Origin of the sequence: Streptomyces sp. NPDC102360, assembly GCF_044766085.1 — a bacterium.
GTDB lineage: Bacteria > Actinomycetota > Actinomycetes > Streptomycetales > Streptomycetaceae > Streptomyces.
Genome location: NZ_JBIWLG010000002.1, coordinates 971,199 through 987,907 on the forward strand (window position 1 = coordinate 971,199; position 16,709 = coordinate 987,907).

Sequence of the window (16,709 nt, forward strand, 5' to 3'; positions counted from 1 at the left end):
ACTGTCCTTACGCGTACGGGCTGTCGGAGCCGGCGGCGGCCGGCTTGGGGGTACGTGCGGGGCAGCAGCCCACGGGGCACAGGTCGTGGCTCGCGCCGAGGGCGCCCAGCGCGCAAGGCGTGACGTTCCTGCCGCTCTCGGTGGCGGCCCGCTCCAGGGCCAACTCCCGTACGGCGGCGGCGAAGCGCGGGTCGGCTCCCACGGTGGCGGAGCGGCGCACCGGGAGGCCCAGCTCCGCGGCCTTCGCCTCGGCCTCCGTGTCGAGGTCGTAGAGGACCTCCATGTGGTCGGAGACGAAGCCGATGGGCGCCATGACGACGGCCGGTACGCCCGCCGCGTGGCGCTCCTCCAAGTGGTCGCAGATGTCGGGCTCGAGCCACGGGATGTGCGGAGCGCCGGAACGCGACTGGTAGACGAGCCGCCAGGGGTGGGCGACGCCGGTCTCCTCGCGCACCGCGTCGGCGATGAGCTGCGCGACGTCCAGGTGCTGCTTCACGTACGCGCCCCCGTCGCCGTGCTCCTCGGTCCGCCCGGAGGTGTCGGCCGCCGCGTTCGGGATGGAGTGCGTGGTGAAGGCGATGTGGGCGCCGGCGCGAACGTCCTCGGGGAGATCCGCGAGGGACTTCAGAACGCCCTCGATCATGGGGCGCACGAAGCCGGGGTGGTTGAAGTAGTGCCGCATTTTGTCGATCTTCGGCAGTTCCAGGCCCTCGGCCTCCAGGGCGGCGAGCGCCTCCGCGAGGTTCTCGCGGTACTGGCGGCAGCCCGAGTACGAGGCGTAGGCGCTGGTGGCGAGAACGAGGATGCGGCGGTGGCCGTCGGTGACCATCTCGCGCAGCGTGTCCGTCAGGTACGGCGCCCAGTTCCGGTTGCCCCAGTAGACCGGCAGTTCCAGGCCGTGGTCGGCGAAGTCCTTGCGCAGGGCGTCGAGCAGGGCCCTGTTCTGGTCGTTGATCGGGCTGACCCCGCCGAACAGGAAGTAGTGCTGCCCGACCTCTTTGAGCCGCTCCTTGGGGATGCCCCGGCCGCGCGTCACGTTCTCCAGGAACGGGACGACGTCGTCGGGACCCTCCGGGCCACCGAACGAGAGCAGCAGCAGGGCGTCGTAGGGGCGGGCATCGAGGCTGGCAGCGTGCGCGTCTGGCATGTCTTCGATCCTCCCACCCGGCACTGACAGGCGGAAAACCGCGTGTGCCCGGGCCGCGGCACACGTAAGCTGTATCCACTGCTTTTACGCCTTACCGGAGTCGAGTTGCCCAGCCCCTACCGCGCCATATTCGCCCTGCCCGGAACCAAGAGCTTCTCCGCGGCCGGGCTCCTGGGCCGGATGCCCCTGTCCATGATGGGCATCGGCATCGTCACGATGGTCTCCCAGCTGACCGGGCGCTACGGGCTCGCCGGCGCCCTGTCCGCGACCGTGGCGCTGTCCGCAGCGCTGATCGGGCCACAGATCTCCCGGCTCGTCGACCGGCACGGCCAGCGCCGGGTGCTGCGGCCGGCCACTCTGGTCTCTCTCGTCGCCGTCACCGGTCTCCTGCTGTGTGCGAAGTACACGGCGCCGGACTGGACCCTGTTCGCGTGCGCGGCGCTCGTCGGCTGCGTCCCGAGCGTCGGCTCGATGATCCGGTCACGGTGGGCGGCTCTGTACGGCGACATCCCGCGGCAGCTGCACACCGCGTACTCCTTCGAGTCGGTGCTGGACGAGGTGTGCTTCGTCTTCGGGCCGATCATCTCGATCGGACTGTCCACGGTGTGGTTCCCGGAGGCGGGCCCCCTTCTTGCCGGCTGTTTCCTCGCGACCGGTGTCTTCTGGCTGACGTCGCAGCGGGCCACGGAACCGGTACCGCACCCGCGTGAACAGCACAGTCGCGGATCGGCGCTCCGCGCGCGTGGCTTGCAGGTTCTGGTGGCGACCTTCGTCGCGACGGGGGCGATCTTCGGGTCGATCGACGTCGTCACGGTGGCGTACGCCGAGGACCTCGGCCACAAGTCGATGGCCAGCGTGGTGCTCGCCGTCTACGCGACCGGCTCCTGCCTCGCGGGCGCGCTGTTCGGCCTGCTGCACTTCAAGGGAGCGCCCGCTCCCAGGTGGCTGGTGGGTGTCGTCACGATGGCCGTGAGTATGATCCCCCTCCAACTGGTCGGGAACCTGCCACTCCTGGCCGTGGCGCTCTTCGTCGCGGGCCTGTCCGTCGCACCGACGATGATCACGACGATGGCCCTCGTCGAGCAGCACGTACCACGCGCGAAGCTGACCGAGGGCATGACCTGGGTGAGCACCGGACTCTCGGTCGGCGTCGCGCTCGGTTCCTCCGTGGCCGGCTGGGTGATCGACGCGGCCGGTGCGGGGGCCGGGTACGCGGTGCCGGGGGTATCCGGCGCCGTCGCGGTCATCGTCGGGCTCCTCGGCTATCGCCGGCTGAAGCGGCCGGTTGTTCCGCAGCGGGGAGGAAACACCGATGAGCAGGGCACAGACGGGCACGCCGGGGACGCGGACGGGCAGCCGGAGGAGCAGCGAAGCCTGGCGTAACTGGGCGGGGAACGTCACGGCACGCCCCGTGCGCGAGGTGACGCCCGCGTCCGTCGAAGAGCTGACGGCGGCGGTGCGCAGCGCCGCGGAGGACGGCCTGAAGGTGAAGGCCGTCGGTTCGGGCCACTCCTTCACCGCGGCGGCTGCGACCGACGGGGTATTGATACGCCCTCAACTGTTGACCGGGATCCGCAGCATTGACCGGGCGAACGGGACCGTCACGGTCGAGGCCGGTACACCGCTCAAGCGACTCAATATGGCCCTGGCCCGCGAGGGCCTGTCGCTCACGAACATGGGCGACATCATGGAGCAGACGGTCTCCGGCGCCACCAGCACCGGCACGCACGGCACGGGGCGCGACTCCGCGTCGATCGCCGCGCAGATCAAGGGACTTGAACTGGTCACGGCGAGCGGAGAACTCCTCGCCTGTTCCGAGAAGGAGAACCCCGACGTCTTCGCGGCCGCCCGCATCGGTCTCGGCGCCCTCGGCATCATCACGGCGATCACCTTCGCCGTGGAGCCGATCTTTCTGCTCTCCGCGCGCGAGGAGCCGATGTCCCTCGACCGGGTACTCACGGACTTCGAGGAGCTGCACGCGGAGAACGAGCACTTCGAGTTCTACTGGTTCCCGCACACGGGCAGCTGCAACACCAAGCGCAACAACCGCAGCGCGGGCCCGGAGGCCCCCGTCTCGAAACTCAGCGGCTTCGTCGAGGACGAGCTGCTCTCCAACGGTCTGTTCCAGGTGGTCAATTCGATCGGCCGCGCCGTGCCCGCCACGATCCCGTCGATCGCCAAGGTCTCCAGCCGAGCACTGTCCTCCCGGACGTACACGGACATCCCCTACAAGGTCTTCACATCACCGCGCCGCGTGCGCTTCGTGGAGATGGAGTACGCGGTTCCGCGCGCGGCCCTCGTGGACACGTTGCGGGAGTTGAAGTCCATGGTCGACCGCTCACGCCTGCGGATCAGCTTCCCCGTGGAGGTCCGTACCGCCCCGGCCGACGACATCGCGCTGTCCACGGCGTCCGACCGCGACACCGCCTACGTAGCCGTGCACATGTACAAGGGGACGCCGTACCACCGGTACTTCACCGCGGCCGAGCAGATCCTCACCGCCCACGAGGGGCGCCCGCACTGGGGCAAGATGCACACGCGCGACGCGGACTACTTCGCGCGCGCGTACCCGCGCTTCGGCGAGTTCACGGCGCTGCGCGACCGCCTGGACCCGGACCGCGTGTTCGGCAATGCCTATCTGCGGCGGGTCCTCGGCGACTGACCCGGCAGCCCCCGGAGGGATCTGCATCGGGTCACTCCGACTGCGGCTGGACGTCCGAGCCCCGCGTGGGCGCGGTGGTCGGGTTGGTGGTGCTGCCACTGTCCGAACCGGAGTCCGAGCCGCTGTCGGAGCCCGAGTCCGAACCGGAGTCCGAAGACCCGCTGTCCGAGCCGGAGTCGGCATCCGAACCGGAGCCCGAGTCCGAACCCGAGTCGGACGACCCGCTGTCCGAACCGGAGTCCGAGCCGCTGTCGGAGCCGCCGGTGTCGCCCGTCGTCGACGTCGCGTTCGGGTCCGGCGTAGTGGCGCCGGAGTCGTCGTTCTGCTGCGTACCGGTGTCCGAGCCGGTGTCACTGCCGTCGGACGGCGTCGGGGCGGTGTCCGGAGTGGTGTCGCCGCCGGACGAGGAACTGCGCCCCTTGAAGGCGTCGCCGATGGTCGTGCCGCGTCCACCACCGAAGGTGTGGCCCGACACCAGTTCGTACGTCGTGATGCCGCCCATGGTGACGCCGAACACGAGCGCCGCGGCGATCAGCGGCCGCTTCCAGCTCTTGACGCGCGAACGGTGCACGGTGCCCTGGGTGAACTCTTCGTCGAGGTCCGCGCCGTCGTCGGCGTACTCACCATCCGGGACACGCAGCATCCGCGTGGCCACGTCGACGGTCTCCGGCTTGATCAGCTGGGTCTTCTCGGGATCGGCCGCGGCGGCCGCACCCGCGGCACCCAGCAGTTGCGTCTTGTCGGTGTCCTCGTCGGGCAGGAGGTCGGCCACGGCGCCCGTGTCGAGCAGTTGGGTCCCGTCGGTGGCGGTGGTGGAGACCTGCTCCATAGACGTGACCTGTTCCATGGCGGTGACCTGCTCGACAGCAGAGACCTGCGGCAGCGCCGTCGTCTCATCGGCATCCGCGACCGGTGCCTTCCGCGTCCCCCAGGTCGTGGTGGTCGGCAACGCCGTCGTGGCCGGTCGCGCCGCGGGCGGCTCGGAGCCCGTGACCATGGAACTCGTGGCGTCCATCGAGGAGTCCGAGCGGAACGTACGGGGTACGGGCCTGCCCTCCGCCGTCACCGGCACCCGCCGGGCCTTCGGCTTCACGCCCCCCTTGACGTCACGTATCTGCTCTCCGGTGCGCTTGAAGAAGTGCTGGAAGAGCGTGCCACCGCAGGTGGCCAGCGCGCTGACCACGCCGGCGCCGAGGATCGTCCCGTAGACACCGAGACCCGAGGCGAGCTTCGCGGCCACGACGGCGGCGATCGCACTGCCCGCCACCTGCGGGACGCTCAGATCCAGCCGCTTCCCCTTGGGCTCCTCCTCCATGTCCTCGGGTATGTCCTCGGATATCTCCGGCCTCTTGCCCATTATCGGAACTTGCCTGCCTTTCTCGACAAAACCACCCATGGCCCAACGAAGCCCCCAAGAGTAAGCGAACTCCCTAGGACACACGAGAAAGGACGTATCGGAGGAGGGATCAGTTCCGGTTTCGGAGATTTCGTGAAGCAGAACACGCGGACCCCACACATCACCCGCCGGGATCGGAGAACCTCGGCCCCAACTCCCGCCCCCCGAGAGAACTTCGACAGCGTGCCGATCCACGCAAGTGGCCCGAATGGAGTACTGTTGCGAGCCCTGGGTCCGGTCTCCCGCCAGGTGCTCGAGTCCTGCCAGGACCGTGGGGAGGGGGGTTCGCTGCACAGGGTGACGGAGTCCGTCACTTAGCGTTGCGAATAGGTAACCGTGCCATAACGGCGAACCAGGGCCCATGCCCGACACGCCGGGCAACTCGGCAAGGTTGTGGCAGGCTGCACCCGGGCAGGCCACACTCGACTAGCGGAAGCAGCGACGCACGTGACGTCGGCAGGCACCACCCGGGAGGTCCCCATGCCCGAACTGCGTGTCGTGGCCGTCTCTAACGACGGCACACGGCTGGTGCTGAAGGCTGCGGACAGCACGGAGTACACGCTGCCGATCGACGAGCGCCTCCGGGCCGCCGTACGTGGCGACCGTCCGCGCCTCGGCCAGATCGAGATCGAGGTGGAGAGCCACCTCCGCCCGCGCGACATTCAGGCGCGTATACGGGCAGGCGCGACCGCTGAAGAGGTCGCGCAGTTCGCCGGCATCCCGGTCGACCGGGTGCGCCGTTTCGAGGGCCCCGTGCTCGCGGAGCGCGCGTTCATGGCCGAGCGCGCCAGAAAGACCCCCGTGCGCCGCCCCGGCGAGAACGCCGGACCCCAACTGGGCGAGGCGGTGCAGGAGCGGCTCGTGCTGCGCGGCGCCGACAAGGACTCGGTCCAGTGGGACTCCTGGCGCCGGGACGACGGCACCTGGGAGGTCCTGCTCGTCTACCGGGTCGCGGCCGAACCGCACTCGGCGAGCTGGACGTACGACCCGCCCCGCAGGCTGGTCCAGGCCGTGGACGACGAGGCGCGCTCACTGATCGGCGAGTCCGACGACATCGGCACGCCCGAACCCACGTTCCCGTTCGTGCCGCGCATCGCCCGGCTGCCCAGGGACCGCCCCCTCGACCGCGCCCTGGACCGGCAGCTCGAGCGGCCCGCGCCGCCCATGGAGCCGGAGCCCGAGGAGACCGAGCTGCCGGCGATCACCTCGTCCGCCCCAGCGGAGCGCGACTCGCTGACCAGCCTCCTGGAGGCCGTGCCCAGCTACCGCGGCGACCTCGCGGTGCCCGAGCGTCCCGCCGTGGCCCCCGAGCCGCCGCAGGAGGAGTCCGAGCCGCCCGCGGCCGCCGAGGTGGAGGAGCCGGCGGCGCCCGCGGCGTCCGCCGGGGCCGGATCGGCGTACGCGGACATCCTGATGCCTCGCGCCGTCGCCGGCCATCGTGACCGCCTCACCGGCACCACCGACCGCCAGGCGGAGGCCGACGGCGTACGCCCCGGCCGCCGCGCAGCAGTGCCGAGTTGGGACGAGATCGTCTTCGGTACGCGCCGCAAGAAGCAGGAGTAGCCACTTCTTGCATCACGGGCTCTTGCACCACGAGTAGCAAGCTCTTGTACGTAGAGGGGGCCCGCGCCGTTCAGTCGGCGCGGGCCCCCTCTACGTAGGTACGGCTACTGCGGATCCGGTCCCGTAGCCACCGGGCGCGCCTCGTCGGCGGACCACTGGGACCAGGAGCCGACGTACAGCTGGGCGTCGATGCCCGCCACGGCGAGCGCCAGGATCTCGTGCGCGGCCGAGACACCTGAGCCGCAGTAGACGCCGACCTGGCCCGGATCACCGTTCGCGCCAAGGGACTTGAAGCGCTCCGCGAGCTCGGCGGCCGGACGGAAGCGCCCGTCGTCACCGACGTTCTCCGTGGTCGGGGCGGACACGGCGCCGGGGATGTGGCCGCCCACGCGGTCGATGGGCTCCACGTCACCGCGGTAGCGCTCGGCGGCGCGAGCGTCCAGAAGCAGGCCGGAGCGGGCCAGGGCCGCGGCTGCGTCCGCGTCGAGCAGTCCGGTGGCACCGGGTGCAGGCTCGAAGCTGCCCGGCTGCGGCGCTGGAGCCTTGGTCTCCAGAGGCCCGTCCCAGGCGTCAAGCCCGCCGTCGAGTACCCGCACGGACGGGTGACCCGTCCAGCGCAACAGCCACCAGGCGCGCGCAGCGGCCCAGCCCTGACCGCCGTCGTATACAACGACATCGCGGTCCGCGGAGACGCCGGCCGCGCGCATCGCCGCGCCGAATACGGACACCTCGGGCAAGGGGTGCCGACCGTCGCCGGGGTCCGCGTGACCAGCGAGTTCCGTGTCGAGATCGACGTAGACCGCGCCCGGGACATGGCCCGCCGCGTACTCGGCACGGCCGTCGAACGCGGGCGCCCCCGCGGACGTGGCGAGGCTGAGCCGCCAGCGGACGTCGAGCAGCACAGGGGGCCGTTCACCCGTCAACTCGCTCGCGAGTTCGGATGCGGAGATGATGGCATTCATGGGTCCATCCTTGCTCACGCTCTGGCCTGCGCGCTCCTGGTCGTATAGCGTGCTCGATCGACTACCGAGCGTATTTTGACCGGACGTGGCTGGGCCGTGGCACCGAAACGTATGCGAAACACCGTTTCTGGCATCCTCCACGGGGAGTCCGATGGTTTCGGCGCGGCCGAAGAGCGTCGCACGGCACCGAGTGCCACTATCGGCACGGGCGCCACCTGGCATACGGGCGCCGCCTGACACTGGGATCCGAGCCGCGGGCCCCGAGGGTTCCGTTCCGAGGAGAGAGTGACGATGACCGAGGCAGCAGCCCGGCGCGCACCGGGCACCCCTTGCTGGGTGAGCCTGATGGTGCACGGCATGGCCGCGACCCAGGAGTTCTACGGGGCGCTGTTCGGCTGGGAGTTCAGGCCCGGCCCACAACAGCTCGGCCCGTACGCGAGGGCGCTCCTCAACGGCAAGGAGGTCGCCGGGATCGGCCAGCTGCCGCCCGACCGCCAGCTGCCGATCGCCTGGACCCCCTACATGGCCTCGGACGACGTGGACGCGACGGCCGAGACCGTACGGCACTGCGGCGGCACGGTGGGCGTGGGCCCGCTGGACGCCGGGGAAGCCGGCCGGATGGCGATCGGCTCCGACCCCGCGGGCGCGGTGTTCGGGATCTGGCAGGCCGCTGAGCACGGGGGGTCGGCGGTGACCGGGGTGCCGGGCGCGATGGCGTGGAACGAGCTGGTGACGCGGGAGACCGCGAGCGTCGCGAAGTTCTACCAGGCGGTCTTCGGATACACCGAAGAGGCCGTCGTCTCCGCCGACTTCGACTTCCTGACGCTGCACCTGGCGGACCGCCCCGTGGCCTCCGTGCACGGCGTCGGCCACGCCCTGCCCCGCGACCAGGGTCCGCATTGGATGACGTACTTCACGGTCGACGATGTGGACGAGGCCGTGGAACGCGTCGCCGACCTGGGTGGCCACGTGGTGTCCGCCGCCCGCGAGGGCTCGCACGGGCGGGTGGCCACGGTGGCGGATCCGGAGGGCGCGGAGTTCTCGGTCGTGGCGTCGCCGACCGCCTAGGCGGGGCGTTTCCCGGGACGTGCGTCCCCCGGGGCGTGAACTATCCCAGGGCCTGCGCTTCCCGGGCGTGAGCTTCCCAGGGCCTACGCTTCCCGGGGCCCGCGTTTCGCTCAGGCCGACCCGACCGGCAGCACGTCCGGGGAGAGCGCCGCCGCGTGCGCCGTGGCGCTCGTCATCCGCCGCCGATGGTGCCGTCGGCACAGCACCTCGTAGCCGATCTCGTCCGCCATGTGGTTCACGTCGCCGACGACGACCTGGGCGCCTTCGACGACCATCGCGCCGTTGACCGTGCGGGCGTTGTGCGTGGCGCGGGCGCCGCACCAGCACAGCGCCTCCACCTGCAACACCTCTACGCGGTCGGCCAGTTCGACCAGACGTTGCGAGCCGGGGAACAACTTGGAGCGGAAGTCGGTCGTGATGCCGAAGGCGAAGACGTCCAGTTCCAGCTCGTCGACGACGCGGGCGAGCTGGTCGATCTGCTCCGGCGCGAGGAACTGCGCCTCGTCCGCGATCAGGTAGTCCACCCTGCCGCCGTGCGAGAGATGGTCGACCACGTACGCGTAGACATCCAGGTCGTCCGCGACCTCCACGGCGTCCGTGACCAGCCCGAGGCGCGAGGAGAGCTTGCCCTCCCCCGCCCGGTCGTCGCGGGTGAAGATGAGGCCCTGGAGGCCGCGCGCCGAGCGGTTGTGCTCGATCTGCAGAGCGAGGGTCGACTTCCCACAGTCCATCGTTCCGGAGAAGAACACCAGCTCGGACATGGGGAGTTGAGCACCTTTCGCGTGACGTGAGGGGGTTGCCGAAGTGGCCGGTGAGGCCAGTGTGCCCGGTGTGGTCAGGACCGCACTTCCAACAGCGGTACGAGCTGCTCCGCCGGCGTCATCGAGCCGTGGTTGCCGACCATCAGGGATTCCTTCGGCTCGCTTCTCGAGGCGATGAGGAGCACGTCGTCACGGGCCGCGGCGATGACGTCGCCGAGTCGGTCGTACACACGTTGATCAACCTGTGGACCGAACCAGCCGGCCGCGATGGCCTCGTCGCGCGAGGCGATCCAGAACTGCTCGCCGAGCACCTCGCGCCACACCGTGAGCACGTCGCCCGCAGCGCCCGGCACCGCGTACACATGGCGGGCGCGGCCCTCGCCGCCCAACAGGGCGACGCCCGCGCCCAGTTCCCAGTCGTCGTCGAAGTCGATGCGGGACTGCTCGTCGAAGGCGATGTCGACCATGCCGTGGTCCGCGGTGACGTACAGGGCGCTGCGCGGCGGCAGTTGCTCGGCGAGGCGCTGCGCGAGGCGGTCGACGTACATGAGCTGGCCGCGCCAGGGGTCGGAGTCCACGCCGAAGCGGTGCCCCTTGCCGTCGACCTCGCTGTAGTACGTGTAGACGAGCGACCGGTCCCCCGCGGCCAGTTGCTCGGCGGCCAGGTCCATGCGGTCCTCGCCGGAGAGGCGGCCGTGGAACGTGCCGCCGCTGAGGGCGATCTTGGTGAGGGGAGTCGACTCGAAGTGCGGCGCGGATACCTGTGCCGTGTGAACGCCCGACTCGTGGGCGCGCTGGAAGATCGTGGGGTACGGCTGCCAGGTCCTCGGCTTCGTCCAGGGGTTCCAGCGGAGCTGGTTCATCAGCTCGCCGGTGTCCGGGTTGCGCACGGTGTAACCGGGCAGGCCGTGCGCGCCGGGAGGAAGGCCGGTGCCCACGGAAGCGAGAGAGGTCGCGGTGGTCGCCGGGTAGCCCGCGGTGATGGGGCGGCCGGTGCCGCCGCGCGAGGACGATATGAGCGAACTGAGGAACGGGGCCTCGTCCGGGTGCGCCCTGAGCTGCTCCCATCCCAGGCCGTCGATCAGGAACACGCAGGCGCGGTCGACCGGCTGCAGCTCGGGGATGCCGACGGTACAGCCGGGCACGCCCAGGTGGGCGCCGATGGTGGGCAGCAGATCCGCGAGGGATCCGGTGCCGTACGCCGGGACGGGAGCGGAGTGGACGGGCAGCGGCTCTACATCGTCCCAGGCGGCCTGCGTCATCGGCGGCCCGCGTCCGCGATGGCCTCGGAGAGGGACTGGGCGAAGGTGAGTGCCTGGCGCACGGTCTCCGGGCCGTCCCCGGCCTCGCTGACGCGCAGGCTCAGGTCGTCCGCGGTCGTACTGCCCGTGTATCCGTGGTCCGCCTCGCAGTTGGGGTCGCCGCAGGTCGCCAGCTCCATGTCGATGCGGGACACGGCGCCCCAGCCGATGGTGAGGACGACCTCGCGGGGCAGCGACCCAGGGACGTACTTCTCCGGATTGGCGACGACGCGGCTGAGCACGACCGACGAGATCCGGCCGATCTGCACGGACTCCGTCGACGTCGTCGCGTACGACGTCGGGGACGTGCTGTCGGCCGCCTGCTCGTCGGTGTGGCTGACGATGAAGCGGCTGTCGGTCAGGACCAGGACGGTGACATGACGGCGGACCTCGTTCGCATCGAACGTGGTCTCCTGGTGCACCAGATACGACGAGATCGGCTCGCCGCCGACCGAGGCCTCCACCGCCTCGGCCACAAGAGCCGGGTAGTAGCCGCTGCGCTCGATCGCCGCTCGCAGCCCTTGGGTCGTCGTACTGGTCTTGGCCATGGGGTCCATCCTAAGGCCCGTGAAGAGACTGCCGATGCCCCTGTGGATAACTCTCCGTGAGGGCTCCGTGCGGGGTGGCTGCGAGGTGGTTCAGTACGCGGCGGGCAGGGTGCGCGGGCCGAGGTCGTCGCGGGCGGGCGGCGGCGCGAGCCGGACGGAGGCGCCGAGGACCGTCAGGCCGCGCTCCGCCACGACGACGGGTTCGAGGGCGACGCCGACGACTTCGGGGTGGTCGTCGACGAGGCGCGACACCCGCTGCAGCAGCTCTTCGAGCGCGGGCGTGTCGACCGGTGCCGCGCCGCGCCAGCCGAACAGGATCGGGGATGTCTTGATGGACCGCACGATCGCCTGCGCGTCCTTGTCGGTCACCGGGATCAAGCGGTGCGCGGTGTCACCGAGCAGCTCGGAGGCGGCTCCGGCGAGCCCGAAGGAGAGCACGGCGCCCGCGGCCGGGTCTATGACGGCGCGTACGACGGTGTCGACTCCGCGCGGTGCCATCGCCTGCACGACCGGCCGCAGTTCGGCGGGCTTGCCGAGCCGCTGGGTCAGGTCCTCGTAGGCGCGCCGCAGCTCTCCCTCACCGGCCAGGTCCAGGCGTACGCCGCCGAGGTCGGGGCGGTGCCGCAGGTGCGGGGCCGTCGTCTTCAGGGCCACCGGGTAGCCGAGCGCGCGTGCCGCCGCCGCGGCCTCGTCCGGGCCGGGCGCGGGCAGCGTGCCGCGTACGTCGATGCCGTAGCGGGACAGCAGGGCGCGGGCGTCCTCCGGGGCGAGGTCGGAGCCTCGCGGGTCGCCCTCCTCGGCGAGCAGTTCCGTGATGAGCTCGGCGGCCCCCTGCTCGTCGACGGCGTCGTACTCGGGCACCTTGCCGGGTGCGGCCGCGTCGCGTCGCCACTGGGCGTACTTGGCCACTTGGGAGAGCGCGCGGACGGCGCGCTCGGCGGCCGGGTAGGCGGGGATGAGGCGCGGGGCGGTCGCCGCCTCCGCGGGAGGCGGCGGCTCCTCCGAGGCCGTTTCGTGGGTGGCTCGCTGCGGTGGCGTGTCGGGCGCGTTGGGCCCTGTACTGGCCGCGGCGGAGAGTGCTTCCGCGAGGCCACCGAGCTCGACGTGGACGACGAGTACCGGCTTCGTGGGCCCGGTGGCGGCGGCCGCACTCAGCGCGGCCGCGAGTTCCGCGTCCTCCGAGGGGCCCTCCCCCACAGCGGGGATCGCGGTGACCACGACGGCGTCCGTCTTCTCGTCGGCCAATGCCTGCTCCAGAGCGGCCCGGAAGTCGGCGGCGGACGCGGCCGTCGTCAGGTCCAGCGGCGGCTTGGGGCGCAGCCCTTCGGAGAGGCACACGTCGTACGTCAGGAGGCCGAGCGACTCCGAGTTGCCCAGGATGGCGACGCGTGGCCCCTCGGGCAGCGGCTGGCGGGCCAGCAGGAGGCCGGTGTCCACGAGTTCCGTGATCGTGTCGACCCGGATGACCCCCGCCTGGCGCAGCAGTGCGGACACGGTGGCGTACGGGAGGCGGGTGGCCCGCACCGCGTGTCCCGTCGGAGCGATGCCGCTGTGCCTGGCGCCCTGCACGACCACCAGGGGCTTGGCGGCGGCGGTGCGGCGGGCGAGGCGGGTGAACTTGCGGGGATTGCCGATCGATTCGAGGTACATCAGGGCGACGTCGGTGTCCGCGTCGTCGTACCAGTACTGCAGGACATCGTTCCCGGAGACGTCCGCGCGGTTGCCCGCTGAGACGAACGTGGAGACCCCGCTGGCCCCGGTGACGCCCCCGCCCCTGCGGTGCAGGCGGGACAGGAGCGCGATGCCGATGGCGCCGGACTGGGCGAACAGGCCGATGTGTCCGGGGCGCGGCATCTCGGGGGCGAGCGAGGCGTTGAGCCGTACCTCCGGTGAGGTGTTGACGATTCCGAAGGCGTTCGGACCGACGATGCGCATCCCGTAGCTGCGGGCCTGGCGGACCAGGGCACGCTGGCGCTCGCGGCCCTCCTCCCCGCTCTCGGCGTAGCCGGCGGAGACCACGACGAGGCCCTGCACGCCGCGCTCTCCGCACTCGGCGACGACCTCGGGGACGTCCGGGGCGGGCACGGCGACGACGGCCAGGTCGACCGGGGCGGCCGGGTCGATGTCGCGTACGGAGCGGTGGGCGGGCACGCCGTCGATCTCGGTGACGTCATGTTCGAACGCCTGGTTCACCGCGTACAGGCGCCCCGTGAAACCCGCGTCCTTCAGGTTGTCGAGAACGCTGCGGCCCACTCCTCCGGCCGCACGCCCCACGCCGATCACGGCGACTGAGCCGGGCGCGAGCAGGCGATGCACCGAGCGGGCCTCGGCGCGCTGCTCGCGCGCGTGCTGCACAGCGAGCGACGCCTCCGTGGGCTCGATATCGAACTCCAGGCGGACGACGCCGTCCTCGAAGCTGCGCTTCTGCGTGTATCCGGCGTCCCGGAACACCTTGATCATCTTGCTGTTGGCGGGCAGTACCTCGGCGGCGAACCGGCGGATGCCGCGCTCGCGGGCGACGGCCGCGATGTGCTCCAGGAGCGCCGATGCGACGCCTCGGCCCTGGTGGGCGTCCTGCACGAGGAAGGCGACCTCCGCCTCGTCGGCCGGGGAGGTCGCCGGCAGGCCCTGCGCGTTGATCCGGTCGTAGCGCACCGTGGCGATGAACTCGCCGCCCACCGTGACCGCGAGACCGACCCGGTCCACGTAGTCGTGATGGGTGAAGCGGTGCACGTCCTTGGCGGACAGTCGTGGGTAGGGCGCGAAGAAGCGGTAGTACTTCGACTCGTCCGAGACCTGCTCGTAGAAGCTGGTCAGATGCTCGGCGTCCGCGGTCGTGATGGGCCTGATCCGCGCGGTGCCGCCGTCGCGCAGCACTACGTCGGCCTCCCAGTGGGCGGGATACTCATGCCGGTCCGACGGGGTCTCCATGCCGCAAGAGTAGGGCCGGGCACTGACAGATGACGGCCTGTCGTACGGGTCGCGGCCCGTGCGTACGGAAGGCACCCTATGGAGGACCGAAGGGCCGTGCCGGCGAGGACCTGGGTCCGCGTCACGCACGCCTTACGATATGGAACACTGGTCTAGACAACCGTGAGACACCTGAAGGGCAGCATCACATGGCTGAGCGCCGCGTCAACGTCGGCTGGGCCGAGGGCCTCCACGCCCGCCCCGCTTCCATCTTCGTCCGCGCTGCCACGGCGGCCGGCGTTCCCGTGACGATCGCCAAGGCCGACGGCAACCCCGTCAACGCCGCCTCCATGCTGGCCGTGCTCGGCCTGGGCGCGCAGGGCGGCGAGGAGATCGTGCTGGCCTCCGACGCCGAGGGCGCGGACGCCGCGCTCGACCGTCTGGCGAAGCTGGTCGCCGAGGGGCTCGAGGAGCTTCCCGAGACCGTCTGACACAAAGGCAAAAGCAGTACGGCTGAGCCGCGCGCCCCGAAGAGGGACGCGCGGCTTTTTCGTTCACCATTGCGACACGAATTGGGCAACAGAGAATAGGAGGAACCAGGCAGCTGGAATTGATCCGCACCTCATTCGATTCATTCGCCGAATAGTGCACTTCTTTGTATACGGCGCTTTTGTTAAAGCTGGCGACCCACCGTGTTGACTGCATGTTGCGAAGTCCTCACGCGCTCGCCCGCGCGGGGCACGCGCAGCCTGTGGGCGGCCGCCGCCCGCTCCGCATGCAGGACGGTCAGGGCGCGGGAACGCTCCGCGTCACCCCGCGCCACGGCGTCGACGATGGCGCCGTGCTCGGCCCAGGACTCGGCCGGCCGGGCCGGGCTCTCCACGGCGTACATCCAGGCAATCTTGTGGCGAAGCTGGGTGAGCAGGGTGATCAGGCCGGGGCTGCCGGAAGCCTGAGTAAGCGTCTCGTGGAACCAACTGCCGAGAGAGCGCAGATCCTCGCTCTGACCTCGCCTGGAGCGCTCCTGCCCCAGCCTGACCAGGCCGCGCAGCACCTTGAGGTGCGCCTCCGTGCGGCGCTGCGCGGCGCGGGCGGCCGCCATGGGTTCGAGCAGCGTGCGGATCTCCAGGAGATCGGCCGCCTCCCGCTCGGTGGGTTCGGCCACGCACGCGCCCGCGTGCCTGCGCGTGACGACGAACCCCTCCGCCTCCAGGGTGCGCAGCGCCTCACGGACGGGCACACGCGAGACCCCGTAGCGACGCGCGAGCAGTTCCTCGGTGAGCCTGCCACCGCGCTCGTACACGCCGGCGACGATGTCGTCGCGGATCGCTGTGCATACCGACTGTGCGGGAATGCGCATGACTCGACCTCCGCCTCAATGCCCGCGACACGCGGTCTATTGACGCCCGGTCGGGCGCGAATGACACGCGGCCGGAACGTTTACCCCGTGACTCTATTCCACCGGACTTGAATTTCCGACGAGAGAACTGAATCCGGGGATATTTTTTGGACACCGCGGACCCGCGCACACGAAAGCCCCGGCTCGATGAGCCGGGGCTTTCGTGGAGTGTGCCTGGCGGGTCAGACGTTCACACCGTGCTGTCGCAGGTACGCGACGGGGTCGATGTCCGAGCCGTAGTCGGGGCCGGTACGGGCCTCGAAGTGGAGGTGCGGGCCCGTGACGTTGCCGGTGGCTCCGGAGAGGCCGATCTGCTGACCGGGGGTGACGTCCTGGCCGACGGAGACGCCGATCGAGGACATGTGACCGTACTGGGTGTACGTACCGTCCTTCATCTTGATCACGACGTTGTTGCCGTACGCGCCACCCCAGCCGGCCTCGACGACGGTACCCATGCCGACCGCGTGCACCGAAGTGCCGCTGGAGGCGTGGAAGTCGATGCCGGTGTGGCTGCCGGAGGACCACAGTCCGCTGCCGGCCTGGTAGGCGGTGGAGACGTACGAGCCGGATATCGGCGACACGAAGCTGTTCAGGCGCTTGCGCTCGGCCTCGCGGGCGGCGCGCTCCTTGGCCTCGCGCTCCTTCTCGGCCTTCTCGGCGGCCCGCTTCTTGGCCTCCGCCTCGGCCTTGCGCTTGGCCTCCTCGGCCTTCTTCTTGGCCTCGGCCTCGGCCTTCGCCTTGGCGGCCGCCTTCTGCTGCGCGGTGGCCTGCGCGTCGATCTGCTCGGCCAGGGAGTCGCCGATGGCGACGGCCTGCGTGAGGCCGTCGTGCGGGACTGTCGCGGTGTCGGCGGCGAGCGCGGGGGCGGCGAGGCCACCCACCACGCCCGTCGTGGTGATGGCGGCGACGCCCGCGAACTGAGCGGTGGTACGCGTCAGGCGGCTGGGACGGCGGTGCTTCCCGGTGGCACGGGTGAACCCCATGAAGTGGCT

General features: G+C 70.8%; 14 protein-coding genes. 5 read left to right on the top strand and 9 right to left on the bottom strand.

The genetic code is table 11. From position 1 onward, the window contains the following. Positions 1-7 precede the first annotated feature (7 nt). Positions 8-1,147 (bottom strand): ferrochelatase, encoded by a 1,140-nt coding sequence (locus tag ACIRHA_RS13745; protein ID WP_403844166.1) that lies wholly within the window; start codon positions 1,145-1,147, stop codon positions 8-10. A gap of 105 nt (positions 1,148-1,252) precedes the next feature. Here ACIRHA_RS13745 and ACIRHA_RS13750 point away from each other — a divergent pair, with 105 nt between their 5' ends. Together ACIRHA_RS13750 and ACIRHA_RS13755 are read left to right on the top strand one after the other, a co-directional pair. Next, a complete protein-coding gene (locus tag ACIRHA_RS13750; protein ID WP_403844168.1) occupies positions 1,253-2,530 on the top strand; it encodes an MFS transporter in 1,278 nt (425 codons plus the stop codon). Next, positions 2,460-3,809, top strand: a complete 1,350-nt coding sequence (locus ACIRHA_RS13755; protein WP_403844171.1) for a D-arabinono-1,4-lactone oxidase — start codon at positions 2,460-2,462, stop codon at positions 3,807-3,809. The genes ACIRHA_RS13750 and ACIRHA_RS13755 overlap by 71 nt, the downstream gene beginning before the upstream one ends. 31 nt (positions 3,810-3,840) lie before the next feature. Here the strand turns inward: ACIRHA_RS13755 and ACIRHA_RS13760 are convergent, their stop codons facing one another. Beyond that, the gene (locus ACIRHA_RS13760; protein WP_403844173.1) at positions 3,841-5,166 is read right to left on the bottom strand and encodes a hypothetical protein; all 1,326 of its coding nucleotides are present in this window, start codon (positions 5,164-5,166) and stop codon (positions 3,841-3,843) included. A 519-nt stretch (positions 5,167-5,685) separates the two neighbouring features. Between ACIRHA_RS13760 and sepH the strand changes: the two genes are divergently transcribed. Beyond that, positions 5,686-6,768 (top strand): septation protein SepH, encoded by a 1,083-nt coding sequence (gene sepH / locus ACIRHA_RS13765; protein WP_403844175.1) that lies wholly within the window; start codon positions 5,686-5,688, stop codon positions 6,766-6,768. 104 nt (positions 6,769-6,872) lie between these two features. Here the strand turns inward: sepH and ACIRHA_RS13770 are convergent, their stop codons facing one another. After that, a complete protein-coding gene (locus tag ACIRHA_RS13770; RefSeq protein WP_403844177.1) occupies positions 6,873-7,730 on the bottom strand; it encodes a sulfurtransferase in 858 nt (285 codons plus the stop codon). A gap of 291 nt (positions 7,731-8,021) precedes the next feature. Here ACIRHA_RS13770 and ACIRHA_RS13775 point away from each other — a divergent pair, with 291 nt between their 5' ends. Next, positions 8,022-8,798 (top strand): VOC family protein, encoded by a 777-nt coding sequence (locus ACIRHA_RS13775; RefSeq protein ID WP_403844180.1) that lies wholly within the window; start codon positions 8,022-8,024, stop codon positions 8,796-8,798. A 110-nt stretch (positions 8,799-8,908) separates the two neighbouring features. On the opposite strand, the gene ACIRHA_RS13780 is transcribed toward ACIRHA_RS13775, so the two are convergent. The 4 genes from ACIRHA_RS13780 to ACIRHA_RS13795 all read right to left on the bottom strand — a co-directional run bounded on the left by ACIRHA_RS13780 (position 8,909) and on the right by ACIRHA_RS13795 (position 14,339). Further along, positions 8,909-9,559: a thymidine kinase gene (locus tag ACIRHA_RS13780; RefSeq protein ID WP_403844182.1), complete on the bottom strand. Its 651-nt coding sequence runs from the start codon at positions 9,557-9,559 to the stop codon at positions 8,909-8,911. 74 nt (positions 9,560-9,633) lie between these two features. Then, the gene (locus tag ACIRHA_RS13785) at positions 9,634-10,821 is read right to left on the bottom strand and encodes an alkaline phosphatase family protein (RefSeq protein ID WP_403844185.1); all 1,188 of its coding nucleotides are present in this window, start codon (positions 10,819-10,821) and stop codon (positions 9,634-9,636) included. Continuing rightward, on the bottom strand, positions 10,818-11,408 hold the full coding sequence (locus tag ACIRHA_RS13790) for a DUF5998 family protein (protein ID WP_403844187.1): 591 nt from the start codon (positions 11,406-11,408) through the stop codon (positions 10,818-10,820). The genes ACIRHA_RS13785 and ACIRHA_RS13790 overlap by 4 nt, the downstream gene beginning before the upstream one ends. 90 nt (positions 11,409-11,498) lie before the next feature. Beyond that, positions 11,499-14,339 carry a GNAT family N-acetyltransferase gene (locus ACIRHA_RS13795; RefSeq protein WP_403844189.1) on the bottom strand — a complete coding sequence of 947 codons (2,841 nt, stop codon included), beginning with the start codon at positions 14,337-14,339 and terminating at the stop codon, positions 11,499-11,501. Positions 14,340-14,527: 188 nt separating this feature from the next. On the opposite strand from ACIRHA_RS13795, the gene ACIRHA_RS13800 reads away from it, so the two are divergent. Continuing rightward, the gene (locus ACIRHA_RS13800; protein WP_030021209.1) at positions 14,528-14,809 is read left to right on the top strand and encodes an HPr family phosphocarrier protein; all 282 of its coding nucleotides are present in this window, start codon (positions 14,528-14,530) and stop codon (positions 14,807-14,809) included. 182 nt (positions 14,810-14,991) lie between these two features. Here ACIRHA_RS13800 and ACIRHA_RS13805 read toward each other — a convergent pair whose 3' ends face one another. Next, a complete protein-coding gene (locus tag ACIRHA_RS13805) occupies positions 14,992-15,678 on the bottom strand; it encodes a GntR family transcriptional regulator (protein ID WP_403844191.1) in 687 nt (228 codons plus the stop codon). 221 nt (positions 15,679-15,899) lie between these two features. Further along, a complete protein-coding gene (locus ACIRHA_RS13810; RefSeq protein WP_403844193.1) occupies positions 15,900-16,700 on the bottom strand; it encodes a M23 family metallopeptidase in 801 nt (266 codons plus the stop codon). Between the last annotated feature and the right edge of the window lie 9 nt (positions 16,701-16,709).